The organism is Staphylococcus schweitzeri (assembly GCF_002902405.1).
Lineage (GTDB): Bacteria > Bacillota > Bacilli > Staphylococcales > Staphylococcaceae > Staphylococcus > Staphylococcus schweitzeri.
The window spans coordinates 131692-147070 of record NZ_PPQS01000042.1 but is presented as its reverse complement, the minus strand read 5'-3'; the positions used below and the strand labels follow the sequence as shown (position 1 = coordinate 147070).

The window sequence follows — 15379 nt, the reverse complement described above, 5'->3', positions numbered from 1 at the left end:
AAAATGTCACAAAGCATTGTTAACCTTAATATAATTGTTTCACACACAAATAATCCTTTCAAAGTGATTCACGCTATTTGTAAATACTTAGAAAGGATATCTATGTGTATAGCTTCATGTGAGTCTGAGACATAAGTCAATGTCCTAGGCTCTACAATGTTAAATTGGCAGTAGTTGACTGAACGAAAATGCGCTTGTAACAAGCTTTTTTTAATTCTAGTCAGGGGGGCCACAACATAGTGGCGAAAAGTCAGCTTCTATGTTGGGGTGGGACGACGATAAAGAAATACTTTTTATTTAGAAATTAGTATTTCTTATATATGAGTTTTACTCATGTATTCCTATTTTTAAGTACACATTAGCTGTGGCTAATGTGTAAGAACCACTACATAATAAATCATTAGTGGTTCTTTATCATTTCTGTACCACTCCCAAGAACCACTAACTACATAAAGAATCATTAATGAATCTTTATCATTTCTGTCTCACAACGTTTATTTATCTGTTGTCTTAATTAGTTGTAATTGATCTTCCGAACCTTGTTCAAGTTCATATTTCTTATCAATTTCTTCACCATTTTCATTTACCAATCGGACAGTTGCCATTATTTTATTACCATGCTGTTCAGCATCCAAAATTTGAGGTGAACTAATCATCATTAATCTTCCTTTTGATAAACGCTTTCTTATATCATCATAATATGAAGAGCCTTTTTTAATATATGATGATATAAAATCAAAGTTAGATTGATTGAATGCTGCATTATTTGCTAAAGAATATCCTGCGAAGAATTCAATCAATTTATATTTCAAACTATTTTCTTCTTTTTCTTTCTTTTCTACATAATCATCAATATCTTCGCTGTCGAAGTTCAATGTTACTTCTGTGTTATATTTTAAATCACTTGCTTTAATGGTTTTAGTTTGTGTTGTGAATGTCTTATCTTTCGCTTTACCTGAAGCCGAAATGGTAATATCTTTATTTTGAGGATATGGTCCATATGTTTTTGAACTTGAAAATGCCATTTCTTTATCATTAATTATTACTTTTTTAGAGCTATCTTTTAATTTTGTATCACCTTTTAAAGTTACTGAAATATTAGCTTCTTCAAAATCTTCTGTAACATCTACGGTTTCAGAATTACTTTGACGGAAATCAAATTTTAAATGTCCTGGAAACTCACCATTTTCTGTTGCTTTCATAGCAGCAATTCTATATTTGCCTGGTATGAAGTTACCTAACGGTGTAACTTTATTCGCTTCAGCTACAACAATCTTTTTCTTTCCACCCGCTTTAAATTCATATTTAGTTCTTTCTTTAGGTTTTATAATTGGTTGTTTGGTAGGTGCTGTAAAGCTCATATTATCGAAGAAGATATAACGTCTGCCATTTTTACTAACACGTAAAATATTTTGTCCTGACCTTGTTTGAATATAAGAAGCCACACTTGTCTTACTTTTATTCAATTTATGAACTGTATTTTCAAGATCTGTTACAAATTGTTTAAGACCAACTTCATCTTTAATATACCGTATATATACTTTTGCCTCTTCAGAATCGACTTTATTGTCTTTAGTACTTAATAAGGTTGCTACTTTTTGTTTATCATTATTTTCAATCGCATTTACTAAAATTTTAGTTTGCGCTTCTGGTGAATTAAAATTCCGTAATAAAAAGAACAATATAATGATTAGGATTATTATGAAGAAACCAATTGCCCAAGGCACCATTTTTCTAATCTTGATGTTATTCGTTTGTATATCTTCATCGGTTGATTTTCTATATAATGCTAGACGACTATCAAATTTATATCCACAATGAGAACACATTTCTGCATCCTCTTTCACTTGACGTCCACATTCCGGGCAAGATTTCATATTTTCACCTCAATTCCATTCCGCTTCAATTGTTATATGTATATTCCAAAAATTATTTTATTATTTTACCATTATTATTTTACAAATATTATCGCAAGAATACAATTCAAGAAATGATTAACTTTACTTTAGAATTGTACCTTATTACATTATTAATGAAAGTACTCTCTCAATTATAACTAAAAAGAAGGCGTTCAATACATACATATTTAGTCTTATATTTGAACACCTTCAAAACTCTATTTATGATTGCTATATGTTTTTATACGATGATTGATGACTTCCAATACTTGTCTAACATTCTCAATGTCTTCAGATTTTAAGTCATTCGTGATATCTTGCGCAATATCAGTCATAATCGCATTACGTTCTTTCAAATACGCTCTACCCTTATCTGTTAGCGTTATGAACTTTAATCGCTGATCTATGTTTAAGTTTGGTTTATCTAACTTAACTAATTTTGCATCTATCAGCTTTTTAATACGTCTGCTTACTGCTGCTTTATTTACACCCTGTCTTTGCGTGATTTCACTAATTGTCAAAGGTTCTTTATTCAACATACCTAATACGTTGGATTGCTCTAATGAAATTTCATATTCATTTTGTAAATCTTTTAACATTTTTGCAGTTAATGCATTAACGTTATTTATAAACTGCTCTAAAAATTGAATATGGTCTTGTAAATGTTTTACCATAATGATTTCTCCCTAATTACTATTTTTATAAAGTATCCTCAGCAATCATTGTATCGCACATCTAAAATATACAAAAATATCGGCTTATATAGTACAACAAAGTAAGACTTACTTGTAGCGTCGTTCTTCTTGCTTTAATGAAATAAATCATCTAAATTTATAGTTATATTTCTTAAGAACGAGGTGTCAGTATGTTATTGAATTTATTATTATCAATATTTATACTCAGCGTTATTTGTCCGTTACTTTTTAACAACACGTTAACGTTGAATTTAACATGCTACATTTCCGTTGTTATAGCCATATTTTTGTCACTCATCTATAGCATCATGACCTATACTATCCCTTGGTCTATGTTTGTAACATTTTTAATAGTCAGCATTATCATGCTACTTAAACATAGATACTTATTTTCTCATACTTCTGGTCACTTATTTATTAAAAAATTATTATCTTTTTCATATAAATTCGTACTCTACACATCAGCACTTCTATTTATAAGTACGATTCAGTCACCTATTGTGAAAGGTTTATCTATGTGGTTAGTTATACTATGCATTTCCCTGTTATTAACCTTTATTTGTTATCTCATTTGGACAGCATCTTATGGCCATCGACCATATAATAATGAGGTTGATGTAATTATTGTGTTAGGCGCTGGTATTTTCACTGAATCTGTAACACCGATGCTCGCCGCACGCTTAAATCGTGCACTTACTATCTATCAAATTCAAACGTCATCAACTAAAATATTAGTTTCCGGCGGTCAGGGACCTGATGAACCAATTCCCGAAGCCTTAGCTATGCAACGTTATTTGATTGCTCAAGGCGTGAATGAAGCTGATATTTTAATAGAATCCCACTCAATAAATACATACACAAACTTTTTATATTCTAAACAAATCATCGCAAAATTTTTCTCAAAGAAAGTTAAAATCGTTTGTGTAACAAGTCAATTTCATATCTTGCGAGCACTGCGATTGGCTCAAAAACTCAATTTATCTGTCGATGGTGTCGGTAGCCATACACCGTACCACTTTTTCTTACATGCTCTTATTAAAGATTATCTAGGTGTGATGTATCAATATAAATTATTACTCACACTTTATTGTGCAAGTAGTTGGTTTATAAGTTTTTATTGTGCATTTATTTATAGCCAATAAGTTGACAAGCAAACTATCATTATATGTTGTTTCCAACATTGCGTCAATCATACCTAACAGCCATTACATTTTAAAGCCATTATGATATGTATCATAAAATAAAAAAGGCAATTCCTACCTATAATCCTGGTAGGAATTGTCTTTTTTTACTTTGTTATAATTTCTCGCAATTACGATATATTTTTGTCGAATTTCCACATCATATTCTATCAATGATATTGAAGTGCAAATCCTTTGAATAATTGTCATTCGGAGTTTGATTCACATAACTAATCAGTTATTTTCCCATCTTCTAACTCGATAACTCGATCTGCATATTCAAACAATCTTCTATCATGAGTAATCATAATTCCAGTCATTTGATGTTCTTTAATTTGGTGACTTATCATTTCTACTACCTCTGTCGCTCTATCCGCGTCAAGACTTGCAGTTGGTTCATCAGCTAAAATAATTTTAGGATGATTCATAAAAGCTCTCATAATCGCAACGCGTTGTTTTTCGCCACCAGATAATTGATGGGGAAATACATTCAAACGATGTCCTAAACCAATATTTTGTAATAACTCTGTAGCTCTTGTTAAACTTTCTTGTTTAGACATACCCACTTCTTGACCTACTAATGTTAATTGTTCAATTACTTTTAAATAAGGTACTAAATGTGAAGATTGAAAAATAAAACCTATTTCATTCAACCTTAGATCACTAGGCCGATGCTGTTTATCAAATAATGGTGCATCATTATAAAAAACTTCTCCACTCGTTTGACTCAATAGCCCACCTAAAATTGTAAGTAAAGTTGTTTTACCAGAACCAGATGCACCATTTAAGATTACAAACTCTCCTTGTTTCACTTCAAAATTAATACCTTTCAACACTTTTGTTTCTGACAAACCTTCCCCAAAATTTTTAACAATATCTTTCACTATCAAAGTCATTAGTCCGCACCTCCAATTGCTTCTATAGGGTCAACTTTAAATAATTTGATGAATGATAATGTCGCACCTATAATTGCGACTACGATAAATAACCCTACCATTAATACAATGTTTTCAACTGTTAAGTAAAATGGCATAGTCACAGGCATAATAAACGATAGTCCAACAATAATTCCTACAGCAATACCTACACCAATGATTGTTAACGTTAAAATTTGTATAACTAAGGCACTTAGTAAATGTCTTGTTTTAATGCCAATTGCTTTTAAAATACCGATTTGTGAAATCTTTTGAATTGTCATGACATAGAAAAAGGCACTTAAAACAATAGCTGTAATGACAAACAAACTAACAATCATCATATTCAACGGTGCTTGTTCTGCTTGGTAACTCGCAATGTTGTTCGTTAAATCATTTTCATTAACAATTTGGACACCATCAATTTTATTAATATTATCACGTTGTTGTTGAGTTAAGTTTTTCACCGGATAAAATGATGTGCTTCTTTTGTTCATTTCGTTGAATCCTTGATTATTCAATAACACGATAGAACTATGTGCATACATTGTGTCACTTAAGATGCCTGACACTCTATAAGTTGTTGAATTATTTTTAAAACGAACTCTATCTCTGACTCTAATGTTTTCAGCAGCTAACTTATCGTTTATAGCTACTTCATGTTCATTTTTCGGATACTCCCCTTTTATTAATTTTAAACGTTGTTGTTTAACGTCATTCATTGTAATCACATCTTGATCTTTGTCTGACATTTTCAATGTTTGAAAATTCATTTTAAGCGATTCTTGATGAATTACATTTTTTATTTGCTGTTGTTGTTCAGCATTAAGTTGAGATTTTTCAATTTGCGGTTCTTTCATTTTTTGAACAATATATTGATCATTTTTAAAATGCTCAAACAAAGAAATATTTTCCCTACCAAGCCCTTGAGCTAAACCACTAATAAATAACACCATAATACTTAATAACATAATGATTACAGTAATTAAAATATAACGAAACTTATAAAACTTAATCTCTTTAATCGCTAATTTCACTTTACCTCACTTCTCCCTATTTCTAATTTAAAGTTAGTATAGGATTGAATTGTGAACTCAATATGAACAATTGGTTTTTTACGCAAAATTATTTTACATGTATAATAAATGAAAAAGATAAGGAGTATATAACTATGGTGCAATGTCTTGTTGTCGATGACGACCCTCAAATCCTAAATTATGTAGCTAGCCATTTACAAACAGAGCACATTGATGCATGCATACAACCAAGTGGCGAAGCTGCATTAAAACTTTTAGAAAAACAGCGTGTCGATATTGCAGTGGTAGATATTATGATGGATGGTATGGACGGGTTTCAATTATGTAATACATTAAAAAATGATTATGATATACCAGTTATAATGTTAACTGCACGGGATGCACTCAGTGACAAAGAACGTGCATTTATAAGTGGTACTGACGACTATGTAACGAAACCCTTTGAAGTTAAAGAACTCATTTTCAGAATTCGCGCAGTATTACGCCGATATAATATCAATACAAATACGGAAATGACTGTTGGTAATTTAACTTTAAATCAGTCATATATGGAACTCCAAGTCGAAAATAAAACAATGACATTACCAAATAAAGAGTTTCAATTATTATTTATGCTTGTTTCCCATCCTAAACAAATTTTCTCGCGTGAACATATTATCGAAAAAATATGGGGCTATGATTATGAGGGAGATGAACGAACCGTTGACGTGCATATTAAGCGACTACGTCAAAGATTAAAAAAATTAAATGCCACACTTACCATTGAAACAGTAAGAGGACAAGGCTATAAGGTGGAGAATCATGTTTAAAACGCTCTATGCTAGAATTGCAATTTATTCCATTACAGTCATTTTATTTAGCGCACTAATAAGCTTTGTATTAACCAATGTTTACTATCATTTTAATTTGAAAGCTGCAAATGATGCTAAAATCATGAGGACACTTAAAGAAGCAAGACAATACGAACAAGAATCCAAACCAGCAGATATCCAACAATACTTTAAACATTTAGGACAAATGAACTATCAAATCATGACGATTGATCAAAAAGGTCATAAAGCGTTTTATGGAGAGCCCTTTAGAGAAGATACGCTATCTAAAAAAGCGATTAACGATGTATTAAACAACAAAGACTATCATGGTATTAAAAATAAACCCTTTGAATTATTTGTGACTGGTTTCTTTGATAATGAGACAGATAATACAGTTGGTGTTCATTTTAAAACAAAAGAAGGATCATTAGCTGTATTCATGCGCCCAGATATTGGTGAGACGTTTAGTGAATTTAGAACTTTCTTAGCTGTATTATTGATATTATTATTATTCATTTCAATTTCCTTAGTAATCGCTTCAACTTATTCAATTATTCGTCCAGTTCAAAAGTTAAAGCTAGCGACTGAGCGCTTAATTGATGGTGATTTTGAAACACCTATCAGACAAACACGAAAAGATGAAATTGGAACATTACAGTACCACTTTAATAAGATGAGAAAATCATTGGGACAAGTTGATCAAATGAGGCAGCATTTTGTACAAAATGTATCTCATGAAATCAAAACACCATTAACACATATCCATCATTTATTAAGCGAGCTACAACAAACTTCTGATAAAACATTACAACAACAATATATAAATGATATTTATACCATTACGACACAGCTGAGTGGATTAACAACTGAATTGTTACTCTTATCCGAATTAGATAATCACCAACATTTAGCATTCGATGATAAGATACAAGTCGATAAGCTCATTAAAGACATCATTCGACATGAACAATTTGCTGCTGATGAAAAGTCGTTAATCATTTTAGCTGACTTAGAACCAATCAATTTCCTAGGAAATCAACGTTTGTTACATCAAGCACTGAGTAATTTATTAATAAATGCCATTAAATATACAGATATTGGTGGAGCCGTTGACATCACTTTACAACTTAGCCTCAACAACATCATTTTCACAATAAGCAATGACGGTTCACCAATTAGCCCACAAACTGAAGCACATTTATTTGATCGATTTTATAAAGTGAGCAAACATGATAATAGCAATGGTCTAGGTCTCGCAATTACAAAATCAATCATTGAATTGCATCATGGTACAGTTCAATTTACACAAAGTAACGAATACGTAACCACTTTTACTATTACACTGCCAAATAATTCACATTAATCTCTACCTCCTGAAAAAACATTTCTGCTTTTATTTCAGGAGGTAGCTTTTATATTGATGAGTGATTTCTAGCCACTTAACTTTCAATTTCTACCATTCAACATCATTTAAATATATCGATAGCCGTTTATGGTTTAATAATTTTGAAGGAGGCATTAACCTATGATGAAACTCAATTTATATATCAATGCAAATGAGACGGAATCTTATATTGATATACATGCACCTAAAATGAATAATCATGTTCAAAGCATTATTAACGCAGTCAATGATTTAGACAAATCGCATACATTAGTCGGATACATAGACAAAGAAATCCATATCATTCATGTATCAGACGTTATAACATTCCAAGTCATTAATAAAAATGTAACAGCCATTACAAGTAATCAAAATTTTAAATTAAAATTACGTCTTTACGAACTAGAAAAACAATTACCTCAACATTTCATTCGCATTTCCAAATCAGAAATCGTCAACAAGTATTACATTGAAAAATTATTATTAGAGCCAAATGGACTTATACGCATGTATCTTAAAGATGCACACTACACCTATTCTTCTAGACGCTATTTAAAATCTATAAAGGAGCGCTTATCAATATGAAAAATTTTAAAAACTCATTATTTATTAGCTTAATCATTGGTTTGTCCCTTTCACTATTCTTTAGTATGTTATTTTCAGACGGCAAATATTATCCACTCAATCCTCATTCTACTATTGGCATATTTTATTACACTCATTTCACAGAAACTACCGTAATGTTGATTTCTATCATTTTATGGTTACTCATAGGCGTCGTCTTCTTCCTTGGAGATTTCATCTTTAAATACACAGATTGGGGTATTACTAAAGTAACTATAATGCATTTCATAACAACGTATGTCGGATTCTTACCTTTAGCAATACTTGCCGGTTGGTTTCCACTAACAATGAATTACCTAATCATATTTACAATTATCTTTATTGTGGTTTACACATTGATTTGGATTATTCAATTCTTTAAAAACAAGAAATACGTAGACACTATTAACAAGCAACTGAAACAATTAAAATAACTTTATTAAAATTATAAAAGCTATACATTGCATTAAGATAGTCTCTTCTGCAATGTATAGCTTTATGTAGTATTTATTTTAAATACGCATGAACTGAATAATATGTTTTTCCTATCTTAAATTGAATTGTAACTATAACTATCTTTTACGACATCATCGTACCATGATAAAAACCTAACGAAATGCATTTTCAAATATTTTATTCATAATTTCAGCTACTTCTTTAGGGCTCTCTTTGTATCCTCTTTTGACCCAATCTTGTAACACACCAATGATTGCATTACTCATAAAAATAAGTAAAAAATACTTTTCCTTAGTCGTTAACATTTTTGTGTTTAATACTGGTACAACATTAATTTCGATACGTTGTTGTATTGATTTTTTAATGACTTGATGTAATTTATAAGCACTCTCATCACCTAATAACATCAAAATTAGCTGACCCTCGCTTAGCCAAAAATAAATCATCTTTTTTAAAAATGTTGCTTGTGACAGAGTTTCATTTATAAGAAATTTCTTTTTAGCTTGTTTTAACGATGTATTTATATAGCTGTATATAAAATCATCTTTAGTTTTGTAATGTGCATAAAAGGTTGTCCGACTTATTTGACTCGCTTCACATATATCTTTAACAGTTACATCATCATATGTCTTCGTTTTTAATAGATTTACCATCCCATCATGTATGCGATTTATCGTTTTAGTTACACGACTATCCGTAAACGCTGTTTGATCCATATGCCCCACCTTTTTCTGAACACTTAAAGCAAATATGTTCACTATCTATTAATATTTTATTCGCAACCTTAATATACGCTTAAGATGATATATAAATAAAGTGATATGTATATCAATTTAGGAGGGATTGTCGTGGGAGCAACTATCGCAAAGTTAGATAACGTCGTAAAAACGTATAACAAACTTCACGTATTAAACGAAATTAGTATGTCAATCAATAAAGGTGAACTCCTTGGATTAATAGGTCCTAGCGGTTCTGGTAAAACAACAACAATAAAGTGTTTACTAGGTATGGAAAAGATAGATTCTGGATCTGCAGAAATTTTCGCTCATAAGATGCCTAATCGTAAAGCTTTAAATCGATTAGGCTATATGGGGCAAACTGATGCATTATACGAAAACTTAACCGCTTATGAAAACCTAGAGTTTTACGGTCGTTTATCAGGACTTAAAGGAAATGAATTAAAAGATAATATTGAAAAACATGTAGTTCTAGTAAATTTGGAGCAAGCGTTAAATAAAAAAGTTGCAAAGTTTTCAGGAGGCATGAAACGCCGATTATCTTTAGCAATAACATTGTTGGCAGAACCAGAATTAATCATATTAGATGAACCGACTGTAGGCATTGACCCTAAATTGCGCCAACATATATGGCAACAATTCAAGAAAATGACCCAAAACGGAAAGAGTGTCGTCATCACAACACATGTTATGGATGAGGCAGAACGTTGCGACAAAGTTGGACTCATCGTCGATGGAAGAATATTCGCTTTAGATACGCCAGCTAATTTAAAACAAAGATTTAATGTAGATACAATTGAAGCGGTATTTATTAAAGCTGAGGAGGTTCGTCAATCATGAAAATTTTAGCTATTGTTAGACGGGTATCAAAAGAAATGTTACGTGATAAACGTACACTTGCGCTAATGTTTCTAGAACCAATTTTGATACTGACGCTAATGTATTTTATTTTTAATGGTGATGAAAACGATTTAAAAATTGGTATCGATACATCTGTCTCATCAAATATAACCAAACAATTGCCATCATCAGACATAAAAACTCAAACGTTCCATTCTCATGAAAATATCAAATCTAAAATCGAGAATAATCATCTTGATGGTTATATTTACCAAGAAAATCAAACATTACATGTCATTTATACAAATGAAGACCCTAACAAATCTAATATGATCAAACAAATGATTGGCAAAGCTATACAACAAGATAAAATAAGCAGTATAAAGCATTTAATTGAAAAAGCACCTCCGACCATGAAAGCACCAAACAAACAAGATATTAAGGTTGCACATTCCTATTTATACGGTAATTCTGATAGTACTTATTTCGATAAAATGTTTCCAGTACTAATGGGCTTCTTCGTATTTTTATTTGTATTTCTAATATCAGGTATAGCTTTATTGCGTGAACGCACAACAGGTACGTTAGAACGTGTATTATCAACTTCAATTCGTCGAAGTGAAATCGTCATCGGCTATCTGATTGGTTATGGTATATTCGCAATCATTCAAACATTAATCATAGTCCTATTTTCAATATATTTATTGAACATTAATTTAGCAGGTAGTTTATGGTATGTTATTTTGATTAATATTTGTTTAGCTATTACAGCATTATCCATGGGGATTTTCATTTCAACGTTTGCTAATTCTGAGTTTCAAATGATTCAATTTATTCCACTAGTTGCTGTCCCTCAGGTATTCTTTTCAGGAATTTTCCCACTTGAAAATATGCCTGATTGGCTAGGTAACATCGGCTACCTCTTCCCTCTCAGATATGCTGGTGATGCTTTAACCAATATTATGATTAAGGGACAAGGTTGGAGTAATATATGGTTCGATTTACTAGTTCTAATGATTTTTATCTTAATCTTTATAATATTGAATATTGTTGGTTTAAAACGGTACAGACAGGTATAAATTTTATTTAGCATACTAAGTATAGTAACTACTTTATAGTTTTAAAAATTCTATATCTCAAACTAAAAAACGGTAATTTCTATCCCATTGAACTAGAAATTACCGTTTCGTTTATTATTTAACTTGTAAATACTTTATCACTTCTTCATTAATTTTATGATATAAGTCTTCATGTTCTGTTAAGCGATAGCCAAAGGACGGTACCATTTCTTTAATCTTCGGTTCCCATGTTTTAAATTCATCTCGATAGCAACGTTGTAAAACATCAAACATAATATCAACAGCTGTTGACGCACCAGGTGATGCCCCTAGTAATGCTGCTAATGTACCATCATCTGATGTAATAACTTCTGTACCAAATTGTAAATTACCCTTAGCATCTTTAGTATCTTTAATTACTTGTACACGTTGTCCCGCTTTAATCACTTCCCAATCTTCATTTTTCGCATTTGGGAAAAAGACTCTTAAATCATCCATGCGCTCATCATTAGATAACATCAATTGTGACACTAAATATTTCGTAAGGCTCATTTCTTTAATACCTGCAGATAACATCGTTACGATATTATTGGGTTTAACCGATTTAATTAAATCCATATGTGAACCTGTTTTTAAAAATTTAGGCGAGAACCCTGCAAATGGCCCAAATAATAATGAACGCTTGCCGTCTACAAAACGTGTATCTAAGTGTGGCACTGACATTGGTGGCGCACCTACTGCTGCTTTTCCGTATACTTTAGCATGATGACGATCAATCACTTCTTGATTTGTACAGCGCAGGAATAATCCACTTACTGGGAAACCACCAATATGTTTTGACTGTTTAATTCCAGTCTTTTGGAGTAATGGTAAGCTCGCACCACCAGCACCAATAAATACAAATTCAGATTCATATACTGTCGTTTCGTTAGTTTCTAAATCTTTAACTTTAACTACCCATGCACCAGATTCCTGTTTCTTGATGTCTAATACATTCTGCTTATATCGAATATCCACACCACGTTGCTTTAAATTATCAAATAACTTTGCAGTTAACGCACCAAAGTTAACGTCTGTACCAGTTTCATCATAAGTTAAGGCTATTGGTTCATCAGATGAACGACCTTCAATCATTAACGGGACCCAAGACTTCATTTCTTCTTTATCTTGAGACAATTTCATTTTTTCGAATAAAACACTTTTCTTTAACGTCGCAACACGACTTTTTATAAAAGCTACATTGTCTTCGCCAATGACAAAACTCATGTGTGGCACCGCTTGAATAAAGCGACCTGGGTTATCTAATTGTCCTGTTTTAACTAAATATGCCCAAAACTGTTTTGAAATTTGGTACTGTTCATTTATCTTAATTGCTTTACTACAATCTACTGTGCCATCCTTACCTTCTTTTGTATAGTTCAACTCACAAAGTGCTGAATGCCCTGTACCGGCATTATTCCATACATTTGAACTCTCTTCGCCAGGTTGTGCTAATTTTTCAAACACTTTAATATTTTTCTCAGGTGATAATTCTTTTAGTAATGTTCCTAAAGTTGCACTCATAATACCGCCACCAATTAAGATGACATCTGTTTTGCTATGTTGTGTTGTCATAACAAATACAGTCCCCCTTTTTAAAATGAATAATGGAACGTTCGAGAAATAAGACATATTTAATACCACTTTGAATCAAAAGTGTCTCAATAGGTTCCCATAGTGATGCTCTATTACTATCTACTATGTATATCAATATTTTATAATAGCGAAACTACTTTAATTATATACTTTATATGCGATAGGACAAAGGCAAAACCATGAAACTTAACGGCTAACAGCCAATTGACACTGATTGCTAATTACTCATTCATTATTTTAACATAAAGCGCTATCATTATTATAATAGCAAGATTTTGATTTTTAGCTATATATCAAAAAAGGTGAGATGCTATTAAACATCCCACCCTTATTGATACATCATATATTTAAGTCGTAAATTTATAATAATGACAGGATGAAAGTCCAAATACAGATGAATATTAGTAAACATACACTGTATTTCAATGTCATTTTTAATAATTCTGATTCTTTACCAACTTGTTTAACTGCAGCAGTTGCAATTGCAATTGATTGTGGTGAAATCAGTTTTGCCGCTACACCACCAACTGTATTAGCAGATACAAGCAGTGAACCACTTGTACCAATTTGTTGTGCAACAGAGGCTTGAATTGGTGCAAATAATGAGTTGTTATTTACAACTGATCCTGTCATAAACACACCTATCCAACCTAAGATTGGTGATAGAACTGGGAAGACATTTCCTGCTTTAGCAATACCTTGACCCATTGCTGCACTTAAACCACCATAAGTTGTGATTTTAGAAATTGCTAAGATGAAGCAAATTGTAAGAACTGGTAACCACAATTCTTTAAATGTAACGGCGAATAATCTGCCAGCATCTTTAAAGTTAACCTTTTTAGACATTAAAATTGTAATAATAATAGTTAGTAAAATAGCTGTACCGGTTTGTCCAATAATATTTAAAGTCAATACCAATGGTTTATGAGTAATTTCGCTGACTGTTCCAGGCAAGTTGAATTTAAATACTAATGATGATAATGCACCATTTGGTAAGAATAAGTTTTTAAAGAATGGTGCACTCCAAATCATTACAATTACTGTTAATACAATAAACGGACTCCATGCATGTAATACTGCTTTTGCAGAGTGTGATTTTGCAGGTTCAATTTCTTCCTCTTTATTAACACGATAAATGTGTTTTGGTTGGAATTTTTTAGAAAATACTGCTAATGCTAACATTGTTAATAACGGCGGAATAATATCTGCTAATTCAGGTCCGCTGAAAACAGTTAATAATCCTTGAGTAAGTGTATACGTGATTGAAACTACTAAAATTGCTGGTAATGTTTCTTTAACACCTCTAAAGCCATCAATAATAAAGATAAGTAAGAATGGAATAATGAAATTTATGATAGCCAATGTTAATGTTGCTGATTGAGAAACACCTAATACTGAAACATCTCCGGGTAATTTCAATGTTTCTACAACACCTACTGGTATACCAATCGCACCAAAAGCACCAGACGCTGCATTTGCGACTAAACATAACATTGCAGCTTTTAGTGGATTAAATCCTAATTGTGTTAATAAAAGTGCACAAATTGCAATCGGTACACCAAAGCCTGCTGCACCTTCTAAAAATGCATTGAATGCAAATCCAATAAGTAAAACTTGAATACGTTGGTCTTGCGAAATATTTGTAATACTATCTTGAATTGTTAAAAATTGTCCAGATTCAACAGTGATTTTGTATAACAATACTGCCATCATAACGATATAGCCAATCGGAATGATACCTTGGAAGAAACCTTCGACTACTGCACCAGAAGCAATACCAACTGGTAATTTGAAAAATGGTATTGCAATTAGTAATGTAACAACAAGTGTTGTAATGGCTGCATAAATACCTTTCATTTTAAAAACAGTTAAACAAAGTAAAAACAGTACAATCGGTATTGCTGCAATTAAAGACGATAATAATAAATTATCAAATGGGTTAAACGTATTTACTAACATAGGCTGACTCTTCTTTCCATAAAGTAGTAGTGTAATTGCTTCATTAAAATCATGTTCTGGCTATAGCATTTTGTTATCGATAACATTTTACAGAACATTGAGATTAATGTGATTTTTTTCACAATTAAAATATACCATTTTTTCAGACAATTAACAATATCACTTTCCCA

14 protein-coding genes are annotated in these 15379 nt (G+C 31.6%); 7 read left to right on the top strand and 7 right to left on the bottom strand.

Translation table 11 applies throughout. The features are described from left to right. Positions 1-494: 494 nt before the first annotated feature. Both tcaA and CD116_RS09965 read right to left on the bottom strand, forming a co-directional pair. The gene (tcaA, locus tag CD116_RS09975; RefSeq protein WP_047549786.1) at positions 495-1877 is read right to left on the bottom strand and encodes a glycopeptide resistance protein TcaA; all 1383 of its coding nucleotides are present in this window, start codon (positions 1875-1877) and stop codon (positions 495-497) included. A gap of 239 nt (positions 1878-2116) precedes the next feature. Continuing rightward, positions 2117-2572 (bottom strand): MarR family transcriptional regulator TcaR, encoded by a 456-nt coding sequence (locus tag CD116_RS09965; RefSeq protein WP_000238541.1) that lies wholly within the window; start codon positions 2570-2572, stop codon positions 2117-2119. 191 nt (positions 2573-2763) lie between these two features. On the opposite strand from CD116_RS09965, the gene CD116_RS09960 reads away from it, so the two are divergent. Further along, a complete protein-coding gene (locus CD116_RS09960; RefSeq protein WP_047549789.1) occupies positions 2764-3735 on the top strand; it encodes a YdcF family protein in 972 nt (323 codons plus the stop codon). Between the two features lie 269 nt (positions 3736-4004). Here the strand turns inward: CD116_RS09960 and CD116_RS09955 are convergent, their stop codons facing one another. Both CD116_RS09955 and CD116_RS09950 read right to left on the bottom strand, forming a co-directional pair. Next, on the bottom strand, positions 4005-4670 hold the full coding sequence (locus CD116_RS09955; protein ID WP_047529945.1) for an ABC transporter ATP-binding protein: 666 nt from the start codon (positions 4668-4670) through the stop codon (positions 4005-4007). Continuing rightward, positions 4670-5725 (bottom strand): ABC transporter permease, encoded by a 1056-nt coding sequence (locus tag CD116_RS09950; RefSeq protein ID WP_047549792.1) that lies wholly within the window; start codon positions 5723-5725, stop codon positions 4670-4672. The genes CD116_RS09955 and CD116_RS09950 overlap by 1 nt, the downstream gene beginning before the upstream one ends. A 134-nt stretch (positions 5726-5859) precedes the next feature. Here CD116_RS09950 and CD116_RS09945 point away from each other — a divergent pair, with 134 nt between their 5' ends. The 4 genes from CD116_RS09945 (at position 5860) to CD116_RS09930 (ending at position 8958) form a co-directional block, all read left to right on the top strand. Beyond that, a complete protein-coding gene (locus tag CD116_RS09945; RefSeq protein ID WP_047529941.1) occupies positions 5860-6534 on the top strand; it encodes a response regulator transcription factor in 675 nt (224 codons plus the stop codon). After that, complete coding sequence (locus CD116_RS09940; RefSeq protein ID WP_047549795.1) at positions 6527-7900, top strand: sensor histidine kinase; 1374 nt, start codon at positions 6527-6529, stop codon at positions 7898-7900. The genes CD116_RS09945 and CD116_RS09940 overlap by 8 nt, the downstream gene beginning before the upstream one ends. Before the next feature lie 162 nt (positions 7901-8062). Next, the gene (locus CD116_RS09935; protein WP_078101718.1) at positions 8063-8506 is read left to right on the top strand and encodes a LytTR family DNA-binding domain-containing protein; all 444 of its coding nucleotides are present in this window, start codon (positions 8063-8065) and stop codon (positions 8504-8506) included. Next, positions 8503-8958, top strand: a complete 456-nt coding sequence (locus CD116_RS09930) for a DUF3021 domain-containing protein (RefSeq protein WP_047549798.1) — start codon at positions 8503-8505, stop codon at positions 8956-8958. The genes CD116_RS09935 and CD116_RS09930 overlap by 4 nt, the downstream gene beginning before the upstream one ends. Before the next feature lie 174 nt (positions 8959-9132). Here CD116_RS09930 and CD116_RS09925 read toward each other — a convergent pair whose 3' ends face one another. Beyond that, positions 9133-9696: a TetR/AcrR family transcriptional regulator gene (locus CD116_RS09925; protein WP_047549801.1), complete on the bottom strand. Its 564-nt coding sequence runs from the start codon at positions 9694-9696 to the stop codon at positions 9133-9135. Positions 9697-9828: 132 nt separating this feature from the next. Between CD116_RS09925 and CD116_RS09920 the strand changes: the two genes are divergently transcribed. Next, positions 9829-10557 carry an ABC transporter ATP-binding protein gene (locus tag CD116_RS09920; protein ID WP_047549804.1) on the top strand — a complete coding sequence of 243 codons (729 nt, stop codon included), beginning with the start codon at positions 9829-9831 and terminating at the stop codon, positions 10555-10557. After that, a complete protein-coding gene (locus tag CD116_RS09915; RefSeq protein WP_047549807.1) occupies positions 10554-11636 on the top strand; it encodes an ABC transporter permease in 1083 nt (360 codons plus the stop codon). Before CD116_RS09920 ends, CD116_RS09915 begins: the two co-directional genes overlap by 4 nt. Before the next feature lie 114 nt (positions 11637-11750). On the opposite strand, the gene mqo is transcribed toward CD116_RS09915, so the two are convergent. Then, entirely contained in the window at positions 11751-13229 is a 1479-nt protein-coding gene (gene mqo / locus CD116_RS09910) for a malate dehydrogenase (quinone) (RefSeq protein WP_047549811.1), read from the bottom strand. A 381-nt stretch (positions 13230-13610) separates the two neighbouring features. Next, on the bottom strand, positions 13611-15209 hold the full coding sequence (locus CD116_RS09905; RefSeq protein WP_047549814.1) for an L-lactate permease: 1599 nt from the start codon (positions 15207-15209) through the stop codon (positions 13611-13613). Positions 15210-15379: the final 170 nt, after the last annotated feature.

Coding starts and splice junctions, on each gene's coding strand:
- tcaA (WP_047549786.1), bottom strand. CDS start 1,877: ATGAAATCTTGCCCGGAATGTGGACGTCAAGTGAAAGAGGATGCAGAA.
- CD116_RS09965 (WP_000238541.1), bottom strand. CDS start 2,572: ATGGTAAAACATTTACAAGACCATATTCAATTTTTAGAGCAGTTTATA.
- CD116_RS09960 (WP_047549789.1), top strand. CDS start 2,764: ATGTTATTGAATTTATTATTATCAATATTTATACTCAGCGTTATTTGT.
- CD116_RS09955 (WP_047529945.1), bottom strand. CDS start 4,670: ATGACTTTGATAGTGAAAGATATTGTTAAAAATTTTGGGGAAGGTTTG.
- CD116_RS09945 (WP_047529941.1), top strand. CDS start 5,860: ATGGTGCAATGTCTTGTTGTCGATGACGACCCTCAAATCCTAAATTAT.
- CD116_RS09940 (WP_047549795.1), top strand. CDS start 6,527: ATGTTTAAAACGCTCTATGCTAGAATTGCAATTTATTCCATTACAGTC.
- CD116_RS09935 (WP_078101718.1), top strand. CDS start 8,063: ATGATGAAACTCAATTTATATATCAATGCAAATGAGACGGAATCTTAT.
- CD116_RS09930 (WP_047549798.1), top strand. CDS start 8,503: ATGAAAAATTTTAAAAACTCATTATTTATTAGCTTAATCATTGGTTTG.
- CD116_RS09925 (WP_047549801.1), bottom strand. CDS start 9,696: ATGGATCAAACAGCGTTTACGGATAGTCGTGTAACTAAAACGATAAAT.
- CD116_RS09915 (WP_047549807.1), top strand. CDS start 10,554: ATGAAAATTTTAGCTATTGTTAGACGGGTATCAAAAGAAATGTTACGT.
- mqo (WP_047549811.1), bottom strand. CDS start 13,229: ATGACAACACAACATAGCAAAACAGATGTCATCTTAATTGGTGGCGGT.
- CD116_RS09905 (WP_047549814.1), bottom strand. CDS start 15,209: ATGTTAGTAAATACGTTTAACCCATTTGATAATTTATTATTATCGTCT.